This window comes from Rhizobium sp. CC-YZS058, from assembly GCF_034720595.1.
Taxonomy (GTDB): Bacteria; Pseudomonadota; Alphaproteobacteria; order Rhizobiales; family Rhizobiaceae; genus Ferranicluibacter.
Map to the genome: position 1 here is coordinate 664,680 of NZ_JAYESJ010000001.1, position 15,285 is coordinate 679,964.

At 63.6% G+C, this 15,285-nt stretch carries 17 protein-coding genes; 11 read left to right on the forward strand and 6 right to left on the reverse strand.

What is annotated here, in order from left to right; all coding sequences use genetic code 11:
* Window positions 1-88: 88 nt before the first annotated feature.
* Entirely contained in the window at window positions 89-451 is a 363-nt protein-coding gene (locus U8330_RS03230) for a response regulator (protein ID WP_323103719.1), read from the reverse strand.
* Window positions 452-560: 109 nt separating this feature from the next.
* A complete protein-coding gene (gene chpT / locus U8330_RS03235) occupies window positions 561-1,208 on the reverse strand; it encodes a histidine phosphotransferase ChpT (protein WP_323107123.1) in 648 nt (215 codons plus the stop codon).
* Window positions 1,209-1,466: 258 nt separating this feature from the next.
* Between chpT and U8330_RS03240 the strand changes: the two genes are divergently transcribed.
* Both U8330_RS03240 and U8330_RS03245 read left to right on the forward strand, forming a co-directional pair.
* Entirely contained in the window at window positions 1,467-2,057 is a 591-nt protein-coding gene (locus U8330_RS03240) for a DUF1134 domain-containing protein (protein ID WP_323103720.1), read from the forward strand.
* A gap of 136 nt (window positions 2,058-2,193) precedes the next feature.
* The gene (locus tag U8330_RS03245; RefSeq protein WP_323103721.1) at window positions 2,194-3,543 is read left to right on the forward strand and encodes a hypothetical protein; all 1,350 of its coding nucleotides are present in this window, start codon (window positions 2,194-2,196) and stop codon (window positions 3,541-3,543) included.
* Between the two features lie 27 nt (window positions 3,544-3,570).
* On the opposite strand, the gene U8330_RS03250 is transcribed toward U8330_RS03245, so the two are convergent.
* Together U8330_RS03250 and U8330_RS03255 are read right to left on the reverse strand one after the other, a co-directional pair.
* On the reverse strand, window positions 3,571-4,404 hold the full coding sequence (locus U8330_RS03250; RefSeq protein WP_323103722.1) for an RNA methyltransferase: 834 nt from the start codon (window positions 4,402-4,404) through the stop codon (window positions 3,571-3,573).
* 6 nt (window positions 4,405-4,410) lie between these two features.
* Window positions 4,411-4,797: a hypothetical protein gene (locus U8330_RS03255; RefSeq protein WP_323103723.1), complete on the reverse strand. Its 387-nt coding sequence runs from the start codon at window positions 4,795-4,797 to the stop codon at window positions 4,411-4,413.
* 28 nt (window positions 4,798-4,825) lie between these two features.
* On the opposite strand from U8330_RS03255, the gene U8330_RS03260 reads away from it, so the two are divergent.
* The 4 genes from U8330_RS03260 (at window position 4,826) to U8330_RS03275 (ending at window position 7,820) form a co-directional block, all read left to right on the forward strand.
* Window positions 4,826-5,848, forward strand: coding sequence for an RluA family pseudouridine synthase (locus tag U8330_RS03260; protein ID WP_323103724.1), 1,023 nt, complete (start codon window positions 4,826-4,828; stop codon window positions 5,846-5,848).
* A 96-nt stretch (window positions 5,849-5,944) separates the two neighbouring features.
* Window positions 5,945-6,202: a DUF2171 domain-containing protein gene (locus tag U8330_RS03265; protein WP_323103725.1), complete on the forward strand. Its 258-nt coding sequence runs from the start codon at window positions 5,945-5,947 to the stop codon at window positions 6,200-6,202.
* 264 nt (window positions 6,203-6,466) lie between these two features.
* Entirely contained in the window at window positions 6,467-7,372 is a 906-nt protein-coding gene (gene rpoH / locus U8330_RS03270; protein WP_323103726.1) for an RNA polymerase sigma factor RpoH, read from the forward strand.
* A gap of 268 nt (window positions 7,373-7,640) precedes the next feature.
* Window positions 7,641-7,820 (forward strand): hypothetical protein, encoded by a 180-nt coding sequence (locus tag U8330_RS03275; RefSeq protein ID WP_323103727.1) that lies wholly within the window; start codon window positions 7,641-7,643, stop codon window positions 7,818-7,820.
* A 188-nt stretch (window positions 7,821-8,008) separates the two neighbouring features.
* Here the strand turns inward: U8330_RS03275 and U8330_RS03280 are convergent, their stop codons facing one another.
* Both U8330_RS03280 and U8330_RS03285 read right to left on the reverse strand, forming a co-directional pair.
* Window positions 8,009-8,191, reverse strand: a complete 183-nt coding sequence (locus U8330_RS03280; protein ID WP_323103728.1) for a hypothetical protein — start codon at window positions 8,189-8,191, stop codon at window positions 8,009-8,011.
* Between the two features lie 198 nt (window positions 8,192-8,389).
* Window positions 8,390-9,727, reverse strand: a complete 1,338-nt coding sequence (locus U8330_RS03285) for an MFS transporter (protein WP_416236807.1) — start codon at window positions 9,725-9,727, stop codon at window positions 8,390-8,392.
* Window positions 9,728-10,137: 410 nt separating this feature from the next.
* Between U8330_RS03285 and cyoA the strand changes: the two genes are divergently transcribed.
* From cyoA to U8330_RS03310, 5 genes are read left to right on the forward strand one after another with little or no spacing between them, the layout of a single operon-like run.
* Window positions 10,138-11,427, forward strand: a complete 1,290-nt coding sequence (gene cyoA, locus U8330_RS03290) for a ubiquinol oxidase subunit II (RefSeq protein WP_323103729.1) — start codon at window positions 10,138-10,140, stop codon at window positions 11,425-11,427.
* A 47-nt stretch (window positions 11,428-11,474) separates the two neighbouring features.
* On the forward strand, window positions 11,475-13,478 hold the full coding sequence (gene cyoB / locus U8330_RS03295) for a cytochrome o ubiquinol oxidase subunit I (RefSeq protein WP_323103730.1): 2,004 nt from the start codon (window positions 11,475-11,477) through the stop codon (window positions 13,476-13,478).
* Between the two features lie 3 nt (window positions 13,479-13,481).
* Window positions 13,482-14,117, forward strand: a complete 636-nt coding sequence (cyoC, locus tag U8330_RS03300; RefSeq protein ID WP_323103731.1) for a cytochrome o ubiquinol oxidase subunit III — start codon at window positions 13,482-13,484, stop codon at window positions 14,115-14,117.
* A complete protein-coding gene (gene cyoD / locus U8330_RS03305) occupies window positions 14,114-14,515 on the forward strand; it encodes a cytochrome o ubiquinol oxidase subunit IV (RefSeq protein WP_323103732.1) in 402 nt (133 codons plus the stop codon). Before cyoC ends, cyoD begins: the two co-directional genes overlap by 4 nt.
* Window positions 14,505-15,284 carry an SURF1 family protein gene (locus U8330_RS03310; protein WP_416236808.1) on the forward strand — a complete coding sequence of 260 codons (780 nt, stop codon included), beginning with the start codon at window positions 14,505-14,507 and terminating at the stop codon, window positions 15,282-15,284. Before cyoD ends, U8330_RS03310 begins: the two co-directional genes overlap by 11 nt.
* Window position 15,285: the final 1 nt, after the last annotated feature.

The following is a 15,285-nucleotide window of genomic DNA, read 5'->3' on the forward strand; positions in this document are numbered from 1 at the left end:
CGTTTTGGCACCCATGAAATCGCGCAAAGAAAAAGCCGCGTGTCGAACGCGGCTTGGGATCGAGCGGTCTTGCGGTCAGGGGAGGGGATCAGGCTGCGGCAGCGTAGGCGCCGAAGACGCTGGTCAGGATCTTCCGGTCAAAGGGCTTGAGCAGGAAGTCGTCCGCGCCGGCCCGCTTGCCGGCCATCATCTTCTTCAGATCCGCCTCGATCACGCAATAATAGATCCGCACCGATTTGCCCTCCGGCAGGAGGCGGATATTGGCGATCAGCTCCAGGGCGCCGTCCAGCGCGGCGTCGACGATGAGAATGTTCGGCAGTTCCTCGCGCGAGCGGGCGAAGGCTTCCAGTCCGTTCGCCGCCTCGGCGACGACGAAGCCCATTCCCGTCAGAATCCGCTTTCCGACCTTGCGAACAACGTCGGAGTCATCGGCAATCATCAAGCGCTGCATCTTCGGCTCCTTGTCCCTTGATCGGGCCCCAGAGAGGCCCGACAGCCGAGATTAGCCGTTTTTGGCAAACAATCGGTTACCAGGGAGACACGGATGCGTGTTTGCGTACTCAGCCGGTGATTGTTTTTGCGGTGAAGACGATCGCCTCGCCGGTGGATGTCACGTCGATGGCCATCTGCGCCTCGTCGGCAAGCAGCACGGCGTAGTAGGGGAGGATCGAGTGGGCGTCGATCGCTTCCTCCACGGTGCCGGACAGGAGCTCGACCAGCTTCGGCGGCACGCGCATCATCTTGCCCTTGGCGGTCAGCGTAAAGTTCGCCTCGCCATCCGGCTGTTCCAAAACCACGTCGATCGAGCCGCCGCGCGGAATGGCGCCGTAGGCGATGAGGAACAGGTTCAACAGCAGCTTGACCCGGTTCTTGGCGATGATCGCCCTGGGGCCTTCCCAGGAAACGGTCGTCTTCTTCTCGACCTCGGCAAAATCGCGGGCGGCCTTTTCCGCTTCGCCCGTGTCGATCGATGCGCCGACCGAGCCGGAAGCGCCGAAGGCCAGGCGGGCGAACTTCAACCGGACGGAGGCGTTGAGCGCCGAGGTGCGGATCAGGTCCATCGCGTCCGCATCGGCGCCGCCCTCGTCGAGAAGTTCGAGGCCGTTGTTGATGGCTCCCACCGGCGAGATGATGTCGTGGCAGACCCGGCTGCACAGCAGCGCCGCGAGATCGGGGCCGGTCAGCGTAAGGTTCGGATTCTTGTCCATCATATCTCCTCGAAAACGTCGTCGACGGCTTCTTCAGCCTGTAGGCGCCGGCAAACCCGGCAGTCGGCGCGCTTCTAAACGGTGAAGGTTGCGCGGATGTGGTGTTCAGCCTTCGATCATAAAGACACCATATTTGGTAAACCGATTGTTAAGATCATCGGTTCACTGTATCGCCTGCCGGGCTTTCAAGGCAGGTCGCGGGCTCTAGAGGCCTCGTGCCGCCCGCCGGTTGCGCTCTCACGTGAGGAGGACCACGCGATGCTCCCGAAACTCATTCATGGCGTCCTGCGCCCTGTCCAGGTGCTCTGCGCCCTTCTCGCGCTTGGCCTCGCCGCGGGTGCAGCCAAGGCGCAGCAGGCCAATGACGGCGGCTATTCCATGCAGGAAATCGTCGATGCCGGCCATGGCTTCTTCGGGTCCACCTCGGGTGGCTTGGCCAAGGTGGTGGAGCGCGCCTTCCAGAGCTACGGCCTGCCGAATGGCTATATCCTCGGCCAGGAAGGTTCGGGCGCCTTCGTTGCGGGCCTGACCTATGGCGAAGGCAGCCTCAACACCAAGAATGCCGGTCAGCACAATGTCTATTGGCAGGGTCCCTCGCTCGGCATCGATGCCGGCGGGCAGGGCAGCCGCATCATGATGCTGGTCTACAATCTTCCAAGCGTGCCCAGCCTGTTCAAACGCTTCGGCGGTGTGTCCGGGTCGGCTTACGTCGTAGCCGGGGTTGGAATGACCGTGCTGACGGATGAACATATCGTGCTCGTGCCGATCCGCACCGGCGTCGGTGCCCGCCTCGGCGTCAATGTCGGTTACCTCAAACTGACGCAGCAGCCGACCTGGAATCCCTTCTGATCCGCAGGTCCCGCGCACCGCGCCATCCTCGCCTTCGGCGCGATGGCGCTTGCGCCTTGCCAAGCCACGCGCAGTTGCGAGATAATGCGCCCTCCTGTCTCAAAAGGCGCTTTTGCCGGGTTGAAGTGAATTCCGCGTGATCGAATATGCCCTGCTCTTCGCCCTTGGCTTCCTTGCGGCCGTTCTGATCGGCATGCTGCTGGCGCCGATCGTCCAGCGACGCATCGTGCGGTTTGCCGAAGACCGGCTGAAGGCCACCATGCCGCTCTCCCCCCAGGAGGTCCGCGCCCAGAAGGATGCGGCCCGCGCTGTCTATGCCGCCGAGAATGCGCGGATCGCGCAGGCGCTCAACCGGGAGCGCAGCCGCACGACCGCGATCATGCTGGCGCGGGAAGAGGCGGTCCAGGCCGCGCGCAAGCTGGAGCGGGACAACAAGGATCTGAAAGCCCATATCGAGGCGCTCGATCGCGATGCGGTCGGCTTGCGTGGCACCATTCGCCAAGGCGAGCAGCATATCGAGCGGCTGAAGGCGGCGCTCTCGAAGGTTGAGGAGGATTATGCTGCCAAGGCGAACCAGGCGACGGCCCTCTCTGCGGAGATCGAGGCCATTTCTGGCGACCTCGAAGCCCTGCGCGCCGAGACGCTGCAGCGCGATACCGATCTCGAGGTGCTGCGCGATCAGGTCACCCGCCTGCGCGAGGAGCGACGTCGGCTGCATGAGGAAGCGCGACAGGACAGCGCCCGAGCGGCCGATGCCGAACAGCGCATCGGCGAGCTCGAAGCGCGCAATGAGCAGCTCGACAGAGAGATCAGCCGTATCAGCGCCGCGCTTGCGGAAAAGGACGGCCTGATCGAAAGCCGGGGCACGGAGATCGAGCGTCTGCTCGGCCGGGCTCGTGAAACCGCGTCCGAGCTGCGCGACATGACCCGCCTGCTGCGCGAGGCCGGTATCGCCCCGCCGCAGCGCGCGGCGATGGTGAGCGACGTCGCGGAGCCACTGCCCGCAACCAATGAGGACGTTCTTGTCGATGCCCCGCTCGGCGTCGGCGCCCCGTTGGGAGATGAAATCCCGCTTCCGCCGGAGGGCGTGGTCCTGGCCGGAGGGAATGCGGAAAGCCTGACGCCGCCGCCGGTTTCTGGTCTCGCCGATCCTCTGCCGACCTTCTCCTCCGTCGTTCCGGTTTCCACGGTCATCGACGAGCCAGAGGCCGTACCGGCCCTGTCGGAGGACACGGTGCGCGACCGCGCGGCCCGCTTCGTCGAGCGCCTGATGACTGCCCCGCCCGAGGACGACGATGCCCTGCGGCTCGAGCTTGCCGAAATCGGCGCGATCATGACAGCTCTTACCGCCCAGCGCGAGGGCGAGGCCTCGCCCATTCCCGAATTGCTCGACCGGCTGGACGGGGTGCGCCCCGACGGGCTGCAGACCCTGGCGGCCCGCAGCCGGACGCTCATCGCCGCGGCCGAGGCCTCGCGCAGCGTTTGAGTGTCGGGTGCCCGCAGGGCCGAGCGGTCAGATGCGTCCGTTCAGGCTGGCGACGCGGTGCAGGGCGATGCCTGTGGCGGTTGCCACGTTGAGACTGTCGAGGCCGGGCCGCTGGCGGATGCGTGCCGTGCGGATACGGCGCATCAGCGCCTCCGGCAGGCCTTCGCCTTCCGTTCCGACCAGCAGCGCCGTGCGCGGTGCCGGCGGGATGGCATCGAGATCCGTTGCCCCGCGCGGCGAAAGACCCCAGAGCGCAAAGCCGGCGGCATCCAGCGCTTCGATCATCTCATCGGCGCTCCCTTCGCGGGCATAGGGCACGGCAAGCACCGCGCCGACCGAGACACGCAGGGCCTTGCGGTAGAGCGGGTCGCAGCAGGTCTCGTCCATCACCACGGTATCGACGCCGAAGGCGGCCGCGTTGCGGAAGATCGAGCCGACATTGTCGTGGTTGCTCAGGCCGCAGGCGGCCAGCACCAGCGCTTCGGCCGGAAGCGCCGCCAGCCGATCCGCAAGCCTTTGAGGCGGCCGTCGACGGCCAAGCGCCATCACCCCGCGATGCATGTCGAAGCCGGCAATGGCGTTGAACACCGCCTTGTCCGCCACATGGACCGGCACATCCACCGGAAAGCGGGCGACGAGATCGGCAAGCCCCGCAAAACGGTTTTCGAGAATGAGCAGAGACAGCGCGTCGAACGCGCCAGCCCGGCTCGCTTCTGCCAGCATGCGCAGAACGACGGTGCCCTCTGCGATGAAGGCGCCCTGGCGACCGATCAGGTCGCGTTCGCGAACCCCGACAAAGCCTGCAATGCGCGGATCGGCCGGGTCCGTGATGCGGATCGGCAGGACGCTGTCCGGCTGCATGCGGCCTCAATCGACCGTGATGTCGGCGACGATCCGGCCGGCGGCGATGTCGAACACGAAGGCCTTGCGTTCCCCCTGCGGCAGGGTGCCGAAGAAGAGGATCTGCCCGCCGGACAGTGCGGTCGAGGCGACGACGAAGCCTTCCGGCAGCGTGGCGGTCGCGGCAAGCGGTGCATCGGCCGGAACGGGCAGGGCGCCGCCGGCCTGCTGCGCGGCGATTGCCTTCGGATCGGGGCGGGTGACCTTGTAGACAATCGCGCCCAGCACGGCCATAAGCATGACCGCCATGACACCGGCGGAGACGAGCTGCAGGCGGATCATCTTGCGCCTTACATTCTCCATCACCGGATCGAGCGGCTTTTCGTCCTGATCGTCGGGTTCGGAAAGTGACATGTCCAGCCTTTTGCCTATGGATCCAGCGATGAGCGACCCCTTTAAACAAGCGAGCGCCGATAGGAAAGAGCTGACGGCCGGACCGGATGCCGCGGGACGGCTCGATGCCTACTTGGCCGAAGCGCTGGCCGGCGCCTTTTCACGCAGCCGCATCAAGGCGCTCATCGAGGCTGGAGAGGTCAGCGTCAATGGCGCCGGCATCACAGAGCCCAAGCGCAAGGTGCAGCCGGGCGACCAGATCGCCATCGGCCTGCCGGAGCCGGAGGACCCGGAGCCGAAGGGCGAGGATATTCCCCTCGACGTGCTTTATGAAGATGACGATCTGATCGTGCTGGTCAAGCCGCCGGGTCTCGTCGTGCATCCGGGCGCCGGCAACTGGACCGGCACTCTGGTCAACGCGCTGATCCACCATTGCGGCGACAGCCTGTCGGGCATCGGCGGGGTGCGTCGACCGGGCATCGTGCACCGGCTCGACAAGGATACGAGCGGGGTCATGGTGGTTGCGAAGAACGATGCCGCCCACCGGCATCTCTCCGACCAGTTTGCCGATCACGGCCGCACGGGACCGCTCGAACGCGCCTATGCGGCGATCGTCTGGGGCCGGCCCCGCGGCCTGAAGGGTACGATCGACGCGCCGCTCGGCCGCGCTGCGGATCGCACCCGTCGCGCGGTGAAACGCGAGGATGCCGATGATGCGCGCGAGGCGATCACCCACTACGAGGTGATTGCCCGCTACCATGAAAAGCCGGATGCCACCGCGCTCGCAGCCATGGTCGAATGCCGGCTGGAAACCGGGCGGACGCACCAGATCCGCGTGCATATGGCCCATATCGGCCATCCGCTGATCGGCGATGCCGATTATGGCGCGGCGTTCCGGACAAAGTCGAACCTGCTTCTCGATGCGGCGAAGACCGTGGTCGACCGTTTCCCCCGCCAGGCGCTGCACGCCTTCATGCTGGCCTTCGAACATCCCTCGACCGGCGAGACGATGCGGTTCAGCTCCGACCTGCCGGAGGACATGCGCCAACTGGCCGAAGCTCTGCAGGCCTGACGCGTGCAGCGATCGCCCGGGAGCGATGGCATGGCCATGCATCTTTTTGCGCGGAGCCGCGTTGAGGCGGCATCAACCCTCGCAAGGAGCAATGCCATGATCGATGCAAGCCAGATTCGCGAACATGCCGAAGTCATCAGCGCGGACGGCATCCATGTCGGGACAGTCGACCGTGTCGAAGGCGACCGGATCAAGCTGACCAAGCGTGAGAACCCGGCCGGCCATCAGGACCATCACCATTTCATCGCGCTCGACCTTGTCGAAAGCATCGATGAGAACCGGGTTCGCCTGAGCGCCAAGGGCGCAGATGCCTTCGCCTCCGAAGAAGAGGGCGATCGGTCCTCGATCCACTGACGGACAGCCTGCACCGCGTCGGTTGCCCCGCCCCGAGCGGGCAGGGCGATCCGGCTTTGGTGCGCCCGTGCTCTTGATCTTCGGAACCGAGGCACAATCTAAGGCGAAACATTGCAGCCAGCGCCTGTCGCTCCGGCCCGCCCTGACCGGTGGCCGGCGTCTTGAATCATGCTTTCGTCATTCTTATCTCTACACTCGGTGGGGTTCTGATGAACCCACGAGGCCGGTCCGCTGCGTGGGACCGGAATGCGAAAGGGGTGCGACATGGCCCGTAACAATCTTCCGATCCTGGCCGCCGGCGAAGGCGGCCTGAGCCGGTATCTCGACGAGATCCGGAAATTCCCCATGCTTGAGCCGCAGCAGGAATACATGCTCGCCAAGCGCTATCAGGAACATGACGACCGCAAGGCCGCCCATGAGCTCGTGACCAGCCATCTGCGCCTCGTGGCGAAGATCGCCATGGGCTATCGTGGGTACGGCCTGCCGATCGGCGAAGTCGTGTCCGAAGGCAATGTCGGCCTGATGCAGGCCGTGAAGAAGTTCGACCCGGAACGCGGCTTTCGTCTGGCGACCTACGCCATGTGGTGGATCAAGGCCTCGATTCAGGAATATATCCTGCGCTCCTGGTCGCTGGTGAAAATGGGAACGACTGCCAACCAGAAGCGGCTGTTCTTCAACCTGCGTAGGCTGAAGGGCAAGATCCAGGCTTTGGACGATGGCGACCTCAAGCCCGACCAGGTCAAGCAGATCGCCACGACCCTGAACGTCTCGGAGGAAGAGGTCATCTCGATGAACCAGCGCCTTTCCGGCGATGCGTCGCTCAATGCGCCGATCAAGGCCAGCGAAGGCGAGTCGGGGCAGTGGCAGGATTGGCTGGTCGACGATCATGACAGCCAGGAAGATATTCTGATCGAGCAGGACGAGCTGGAAAACCGCCGCTCGCTGCTCTCCTCTGCCATGGGTGTGCTGAACGACCGTGAGCGGCGGATCTTCGAGGCGCGTCGCCTTCGCGAAGACCCGATCACGCTGGAGGAGCTCTCGACGGAGTTCGACATCAGCCGCGAGCGCGTGCGCCAGATCGAAGTTCGCGCCTTCGAGAAGGTTCAGGATGCGGTGCAAAAGGCCGCGCTGGACCGCGCCAAGGCTCTCCGCGTCGTCGAAGACGCCTGATTAGCAACTAGAGATTGCGTAAATGGACCCGGCCGATGAGCCGGGTCTTTTGTATTCGAAGACTTACATAAAGAATGTGCGGCGTCTGTCCAGCTTCGGGCCAGCTTGTTGCTAAAGTGTTAGGCACGAGTGACGAAGATGGGGCAGGATCACGGGCAAGTTATGGACAAAACGGGGCAGATGCTTGCCAAGCTGTCACGTCCGTGAAACAATCAACCTATTCGCGAGTTGCCAGATGGAGGCCTGAAAGGCGGAGAGGAGTGTTGGCATGCAAGACGTCTCGTCGAAGCGCAATCTTCTGCCGAATCTCCCGGCTTTTCGCCGCGCGGAAAACCCGGCGACCGGGGACAGTCAGGGACCGAGCCTGCGGCTCGTCGCCCTTGTGGCCTGCTTCGCCGTCTCGATCCTGATGTGGTGCGGACTTTACGTCCTCATCTCTGCGCTCTAGCTAACAGGAGTGGAGCGCCGCTCCGTCCAGCTGCGCGAAAAGACCTTCACCCCTGCGGATTTAAAAACCTCGCGACGCGGTGTGCCTCGCGGGGGGGGGGGGGCGTGCGTTTCTCTGGTGCGCAAGACGTCGTTGAGGGTTGCTCCGCAGAACTTGCCCCTTCGAGCAATGATGGGACTGTCGCAACCTTAGCCAGCGAAACGGTCGCTCTCGAAACTCTCGGGCGAACCGATATTGGCGCGATTGGTCTTTTCGAGCGTCACCGAACTCGTGACGACCGGGTCGGATTTCGGCACCGTCATCACGGCGGCGCCGAGGAAGAGGGCGGCTGCTGCGCCATAGAGCGCAACGAAACGAGCAGTTTTCAGCATGATCAGCTCCATCTCTCAAGGTCGGGCGCGCTGACGCCCTCTTGGCCCATGAACGACCCGATTGACTCAAGGTTCCGCAGGCTTTTCGCGAACTGGCAGAGTGGTGCGATCATTTTCCCGTGAGATGGTCATACGGATGAAAATGCCGGCGCGTAGGGCGCGCCGGCATGGTCTCTGGTATCGATCTGCGGCGGTCGACTACTCGCGGGCGAGCAGCCGCTTGTTGAGGAACAGGGCGGCCATGGTGCACAGCGCGCCGGACAGCAGGTAGTAGCCCATGAAAGGCAGCCCGTAATGGCTGGAGAGGCCGAGCGCGACCAAGGGCGCGAAGCCTGCGCCGATGAACCAGGCGAGATCCGAGGTCAGCGCCGCTCCGGAATAGCGATAGCCGAGGCCGAACTGCGAGGAAACCGAACCGGCCGCCTGGCCGAAGGACAGGCCCAGAATGCCGAAGCCGATGATGACGAAGGCATCGATGCCGGCTTGGCCGGAGGCCATCAGCATCGGGCCGATGAAGCTGAAGATGGCAATGATGACGGCTGCGACGCCAAGCTGGCTGCGGCGGCCGATACGATCGGCGAGCAGGCCCGAGGCGATGACCGACAGGATCCCCACGATCGCGCCGACGATCTGGATCAGCATGAAGCTGCCGATCGACTGGTCGCCGAACAGCTTGGTCCAGCTCAGCGGGAAGATCGTGACCACATGGAACATGGCGAAGCTGGCGAGCGGCGCGAAGGCGCCGATGACGATATCGCGGCCATGGACCTGAACCAGCTTCGAGACCGGGATGGCTTCGAGTTCATGCTGTTCGAGCAGCGTGCCGAATTCCTTGGTCATGACCAGACGCAGGCGGGCGAACAGCGCCACCACGTTGATCGCGAAGGCGACGAAAAACGGATATCGCCAACCCCAGCTCAGGAAATCCTCGCTCGACAGATTGGCGACGAAGAAGCCGAACAGGGCGCTGGCAAGCGCGAAGCCGATCGGTGCGCCGAGCTGCGGGATCATGGCGTACCAGCCGCGGTGGCGGGCCGGCGCGTTCAAGGCGAGCAGGGAGGCAAGGCCATCCCAGGCGCCGCCGAGCGCAAAGCCCTGGCCGAGGCGGAAGAGAGCCAGCAAATAGATCGACCAGACGCCGATCTGGTTATAGCCCGGCAGGAAGCTGATCGAAGCCGTTGATCCACCGAGCAGGAAGAGCGCGATGGTCAGCTTGGTGCCGCGTCCGTGCTTGCGGTCGATCGCCCCGAACACGAGCGATCCAATGGGGCGTGCGATGAAGGCGAGGGAGAAGACCGCGAAGGAATAGAGCGTTCCTGTCAGCGCATCGGGCGCGAAGGGGAAGAAGAGCTGCGGAAAGACCAGCACCGAGGCCAGGCCGTAGACGAAGAAGTCGAAGAATTCCGACATGCGCCCGATCACCACGCCGATGGCGATGCTGCCCGGGGACACCGGGGCGTCGCCATGGATGCGCCGGGCATCCTGTTCCATCGATGTCGAAGATGGGCTGCTTGCCGCCATGTTCGCACTGCTCATCTGATCGTCTCCCGTTCCCGACAAGGCGCAACCCGGTTCATGAGGCGCGCCTTCTTTGCCTCCAAGACGATGTTGATCAAAGCGATGGGCTTATCAAGTCCCATGTCTCGTATTTTCTGCCCCGTGGCCGCTGCACGCCGGCAAATCAGCCACGTTTCAGCCGCCCGTGCTGCGCGCAACGAACTGCGTCAGGCGGACTCGACTTTCGCACATCCGCGCATACCTAGCTTTCGTACAGCGCATAGCTCGTGGGTCCGGACGGCGTTGTTTTCCTTGTACGCCACCGATATGCACGCTCACGGCAACTTACCCGGCGGAATGCGGTTTGCTGCGGTGCGACCAAACACCTCATTTAGCTTCGCGACGGGCAGGACTAGCTGCAGGACGAACGAAACGAAAGACACCGGACCATGGCGAACTCCTTCAAACATGCATGTCGGTTGCTGGCTCTGCCGCTCCTCGGCCTCCTGTCGGGCTGCAACATGGTCGTCATGTCTCCTTCCGGCGATATTGCGACGCAGCAGCGGGACCTTATTCTCGTTTCCACCTTCCTGATGCTGCTGATCATCATTCCGGTGATCGCGCTCACGCTCTATTTCGCCTTCCATTACCGCCGCTCGAACACCGAAGCGGTCTATGATCCCGAATGGCATCATTCCACGCGGCTTGAAGTCGTCATCTGGTCGGCGCCGCTGGCGATCATCATCGCGCTCGGCGCGGTCACCTGGATCTCGACCCACAAGCTCGACCCCTATCGCCCGCTCGACCGGATCGACGCCGAGCGTCCGATCCCGGCCGACTTGCAGCCGCTGACGGTCGAAGTGGTGGCGCTCGACTGGAAGTGGCTGTTCTTCTACCCCGATCTCGGCATCGCGACGGTGAACGAGCTGGCAGCCCCGGTCGATACGCCGATCAACTTCAAGATCACGGCCTCGTCGGTCATGAACTCCTTCTACATTCCCGCGCTCGCCGGCCAGATCTATGCGATGCCGGGCATGCAGACGCGCCTTCACGCCGTGATCAACGAGCCGGGCGAATTTGACGGGTTCTCCGCCAATTACAGCGGCGACGGCTTCTCCCATATGCGCTTCAAGTTCCATGGGCTCGACCGCGCCGGCTTCGACGGCTGGGTGGCCAAGGTCAAGCAGCAGGGCACCGCACTGAACCGCGATGCCTATCTGAAGCTCGAAAAGCCCAGCGAACGCGAGCCGGTGCGCTATTTTGCCTCGATCCAGAACGACCTCTTCGATCGTATCGTCAATCTCTGCGTGATCGATGGGAAGATGTGCATGAAGGACATGATGCATGTCGACATGATGGGCGGCGGCGGCGAGGAGAGTGCGGCCAACCGCGCCAAGCTCGAATATGACAACCGTCATGCCGACACCGGCGACGGCACGAATGCGGCCACCTTCCCGGCCAGCGAAAATCCCGCCCGCAGCGAAAGCAAGCCGGAAGGCACGGGCAACGAGGATGGCGCGGGTTCGAACGGTGCGCAGGAAGGCGGCGCCGAAGGCAGCCAGCCGATGCAGCACGACATGAACAGCATGCCCGGCGGTGCCATGGGCGGCCATGACGGGCACACCATGCCCTCGACCGAGCCGCAGGCGGCGCCGGACGGCAACCAGCAGCAGGAGCAGCAGCCGGACAGCAAGGACAACACTGTTGCACCGGACCAGCTCAACAACAGCCAGAACTAATCCGTCAGCGCGTTGCGCGTTGCGGAACTGAAGGAACAGGGTTCACCATGTTTTCCAACCAGGACATATCGGCACTGATCTTCGGGCGGCTGACGCTCGATGCCTTTCCGCTCCATGAGCCCATTCTCGTGGCAACCTTCGCGGCCGTCGCCTTGGGCGGCATCGTGGTCGTCGGCGCTCTGACCTATTTCCGCCTCTGGGGGCTCCTGTGGCGGGATTGGTTGACGAGCGTCGACCACAAGAAGATCGGCATCATGTATGTGATCCTGGCGCTGATCATGCTGCTGCGCGGCTTTGCCGACGCGCTGATGATGCGGACGCAGCAGGCCATCGCCTTCAATGGCAGCGAAGGCTTCCTGCCGCCGCATCATTACGACCAGGTCTTCACGGCCCACGGCGTGATCATGATCTTCTTCATGGCCATGCCCTTCGTCACCGGTCTCATGAACTTCGTCGTCCCGCTGCAGATCGGTGCGCGCGACGTGTCGTTCCCGTTCCTCAACAACTTCTCCTTCTGGATGACGGCAGCCGGTGCGGCGATCATCATGATCTCGCTCTTCGTCGGGGAGTTCGCCCGCACGGGGTGGCTCGCCTATCCGCCGCTCTCCGGCGCGGATTACAGCCCGGGCGTCGGGGTGGACTATTACATCTGGGGCCTGCAGGTGGCGGGTGTCGGCACGACGCTGTCCGGCATCAACCTCATCGCGACCATCATCAAGATGCGCGCGCCGGGCATGACCATGATGAAGATGCCGATCTTCACCTGGACCTCGCTCTGCACCAACATCCTGATCGTCGCCTCGTTCCCGATCCTGACCGCAACGCTCGCCCTGCTGTCGCTTGACCGCTATGTCGGCACGCACTTCTTCACAAACGATCTCGGCGGCAACCCGATGATGTATGTGAACCTCATCTGGATCTGGGGTCACCCGGAAGTCTACATCCTGATCCTGCCGGCCTTCGGGATCTTCTCGGAGATCGTGGCGACCTTCTGCGGCAAGCGCCTGTTCGGCTATGCCTCGATGGTCTATGCCACCGTCGTCATCACCATTCTCTCCTACATCGTCTGGCTGCACCACTTCTTCACCATGGGATCGGGCGCCAGCGTCAATGCCTTCTTCGGCATCACGACGATGATCATCTCGATCCCTACAGGAGCAAAGATCTTCAACTGGCTCTTCACCATGTATCGTGGCCGGATCCGGTTCGAAGTTCCAATGCTGTGGACGGTCGGCTTCATGGTCACCTTCGTCATCGGCGGCATGACCGGCGTCCTGCTCGCCGTGCCCCCGGCCGACTTCGTGCTCCACAATTCGCTGTTCCTCATCGCCCACTTCCACAATGTCATCATCGGCGGCGTGGTGTTCGGTCTGCTGGCCGGCGTCAATTACTGGTACCCGAAGGCCTTCGGGTACAAGCTCGACCCGTTCTGGGGCAAGATGAGCTTCTGGTTCTGGCTCACCGGCTTCTACTTCGCCTTCATGCCGCTCTATGTGCTCGGCCTGATGGGCGTCACGCGCCGCCTCAGCCAGTTCGAGGATCCGTCGCTGCAGATCTGGTTCGTCATCGCTGCCTTTGGCGCGGTCCTGATCGCGCTCGGCATCGGCTCCTTCATCATCCAGCTCGTCGTGTCCTTCCTGAAGCGGGAAGAGCTGCGCGATGTCACGGGCGATCCGTGGAACGGCAGGACGCTCGAATGGTCGACCTCTTCGCCGCCGCCGGACTACAACTTCGCTTTCACGCCCGTCATCTACGACCATGACAGCTGGTACGACATGAAGGGCCGCGGCTATTCGCGTCCGGTCGACGGGTTCCGCCCGATCCATATGCCGAAGAACACCGGCACGGGCGTCATCCTGGCCGGGATCAGCGTGGCACTTGCCTTCGCGATCATCTGGTACATCTGGTGGCTCGCCATCGTCTCCTTCGTCGCCATGATCGCGGTTTCGATCGGGCATACGTTCAACTACAAGCGCGACTACTATATTCCTGCAGAGGATGTGGTCGCGACGGAAGGCGAGCGGACCCGCCAGCTCGCTCGGCAGGGCTGACCCATGAGCGCACCAACCCACACCGCCACGCACGGCGCCGCGAAAGACAAGCCGGTCTTCTATCTCACCGAAGACCATCATCCGGAAAACAGCACGGGCCTCGGCTTCTGGCTGTATCTGATGAGCGACTGCTTGATCTTCGCCGTGCTTTTCGCCACCTATGCCGTGCTCGGCCGCTCCTATGCGGCCGGCCCGTCGCCGGCCGATCTGTTCGATCTGCCGCTGGTGGCCATCAACACCTCCATGCTGCTGCTCTCGTCCATCACCTATGGATTTGCGATGCTGCAGATGGAGCGAAAGGCGAAAGCCGAGACGCTGTTCTGGCTCGGCATCACCGGCCTGTTTGGTCTCGCCTTTCTCGGGCTCGAAATCTACGAGTTCATCCACCTCATCCATGAAGGGGCCGGCCCGCAGCGCTCGGCCTTCCTGTCGGCCTTCTTCACCCTGGTCGGCACGCACGGCCTGCATGTCACCTTCGGCGTGATCTGGCTGGTGACGCTGATGGTGCAGGTGTCGATGTATGGGTTGACCGTCGAAAACCGTCGTCGCCTGATGTGCCTGTCCATGTTCTGGCACTTCCTCGACGTGATCTGGATCGGCGTCTTCTCCCTCGTCTATCTCAACGGAGTACTCGGATGACCACGCACGCTCCCGCTACGGAAGACGCGCACGAGGCGCATCACGGCCATAGCCACGGCCATGAGGCCGGCCACGGCTCCTTCAAAGGCTATATGACGGGCTTCGTGCTCTCGGTCATCCTGACGGCCATTCCCTTCTGGCTGGTCATGGCTGGCGTGTTCGAGAACAAGGCCGTGACCGCCGCGCTGGTGATGGTCTTCGCCGTCATCCAGATCGTCGTGCACATGGTCTACTTCCTGCACATGAACTCAAAGTCTGAGGGTGGCTGGACCATGATGGCGCTGATCTTCACGCTGGTGATCATCGCCATCGCCCTGTCGGGCTCGCTCTGGGTCATGCACCACCTGAACACGAACATGATGCCCATGTCCCCGGACATGATGCGCAATGTCCCCTGACATGAACCGGCAGCCGAATGCGGCTGCCGGGCGGCAGCCGGAGGACGAGCGCCGCTCGAAGCGGTCGCTCGCCGTCCTCGGCGGAATTTCGCTGTTTCTAATGATCGTTCTCCTCGCCCTCGGGACCTGGCAGGTCCAGCGGCTAGGCTGGAAGCTCGATCTCATCGCCCGTGTCGACGCGCGCGTTGCCGCTGCCCCCGTCGCGCCCCCTGCCCGGGAGGCATGGAGCGCCATCACGGCGGATTCTGACGAGTATCGGCACGTCACTGTTTCCGGCACATTCCAGCACGAGAAGGAAGCGCTGGTGCAGGCCTCGACCGAGCGGGGCCCCGGCTTCTGGGTCATTACGCCGCTCGTGCAGGCGGAGGGCACCACGATCCTCATCAACCGCGGCTTCGTGCCGCCGGATCGCCGCGCGGTCGAAAGCCGCCTCGAGAGCAACGGGGCGGGACCCCAGACCGTGACCGGCCTGCTGCGCCTGAGCGAACCCGGCGGCGGTTTTCTCCGCAGCAATGTGCCGGGCGAGGACCGGTGGTATTCCCGCGATGTCGCAGCCATTGCGGCAGCGCGCGGCATCGGCGATGTGGCGCCCTATTTCATCGATGCCGATGGCGCACCAAACCAGGGCGGTTATCCGATCGGCGGCCTGACCCGGGTCGTCTTCCCCAACAACCACCTCGTCTACGCCATCACCTGGTTCTCGCTCGCTGCCATGCTGGCGGCGGCAACCATCGTGATCGGCCGGCGCGAGTGGCGCCGCGCCGCCTAAG

Excerpts from the sequence above, each read along its gene's own strand:
- U8330_RS03275 (WP_323103727.1), top strand. The coding sequence starts at position 7,641 with ATGCAAGACGTCTCGTCGAAGCGCAATCTTCTGCCGAATCTCCCGGCT.
- chpT (WP_323107123.1), bottom strand. The coding sequence starts at position 1,208 with ATGGACAAGAATCCGAACCTTACGCTGACCGGCCCCGATCTCGCGGCG.
- cyoB (WP_323103730.1), top strand. The coding sequence starts at position 11,475 with ATGTTTTCCAACCAGGACATATCGGCACTGATCTTCGGGCGGCTGACG.
- U8330_RS03260 (WP_323103724.1), top strand. The coding sequence starts at position 4,826 with ATGAGCGACCCCTTTAAACAAGCGAGCGCCGATAGGAAAGAGCTGACG.
- U8330_RS03285 (WP_416236807.1), bottom strand. The coding sequence starts at position 9,727 with ATGAGCAGTGCGAACATGGCGGCAAGCAGCCCATCTTCGACATCGATG.
- cyoC (WP_323103731.1), top strand. The coding sequence starts at position 13,482 with ATGAGCGCACCAACCCACACCGCCACGCACGGCGCCGCGAAAGACAAG.
- U8330_RS03265 (WP_323103725.1), top strand. The coding sequence starts at position 5,945 with ATGATCGATGCAAGCCAGATTCGCGAACATGCCGAAGTCATCAGCGCG.
- U8330_RS03250 (WP_323103722.1), bottom strand. The coding sequence starts at position 4,404 with ATGCAGCCGGACAGCGTCCTGCCGATCCGCATCACGGACCCGGCCGAT.
- rpoH (WP_323103726.1), top strand. The coding sequence starts at position 6,467 with ATGGCCCGTAACAATCTTCCGATCCTGGCCGCCGGCGAAGGCGGCCTG.
- cyoA (WP_323103729.1), top strand. The coding sequence starts at position 10,138 with ATGGCGAACTCCTTCAAACATGCATGTCGGTTGCTGGCTCTGCCGCTC.
- U8330_RS03255 (WP_323103723.1), bottom strand. The coding sequence starts at position 4,797 with ATGTCACTTTCCGAACCCGACGATCAGGACGAAAAGCCGCTCGATCCG.
- U8330_RS03280 (WP_323103728.1), bottom strand. The coding sequence starts at position 8,191 with ATGCTGAAAACTGCTCGTTTCGTTGCGCTCTATGGCGCAGCAGCCGCC.
- U8330_RS03310 (WP_416236808.1), top strand. The coding sequence starts at position 14,505 with ATGTCCCCTGACATGAACCGGCAGCCGAATGCGGCTGCCGGGCGGCAG.
- cyoD (WP_323103732.1), top strand. The coding sequence starts at position 14,114 with ATGACCACGCACGCTCCCGCTACGGAAGACGCGCACGAGGCGCATCAC.
- U8330_RS03240 (WP_323103720.1), top strand. The coding sequence starts at position 1,467 with ATGCTCCCGAAACTCATTCATGGCGTCCTGCGCCCTGTCCAGGTGCTC.
- U8330_RS03230 (WP_323103719.1), bottom strand. The coding sequence starts at position 451 with ATGCAGCGCTTGATGATTGCCGATGACTCCGACGTTGTTCGCAAGGTC.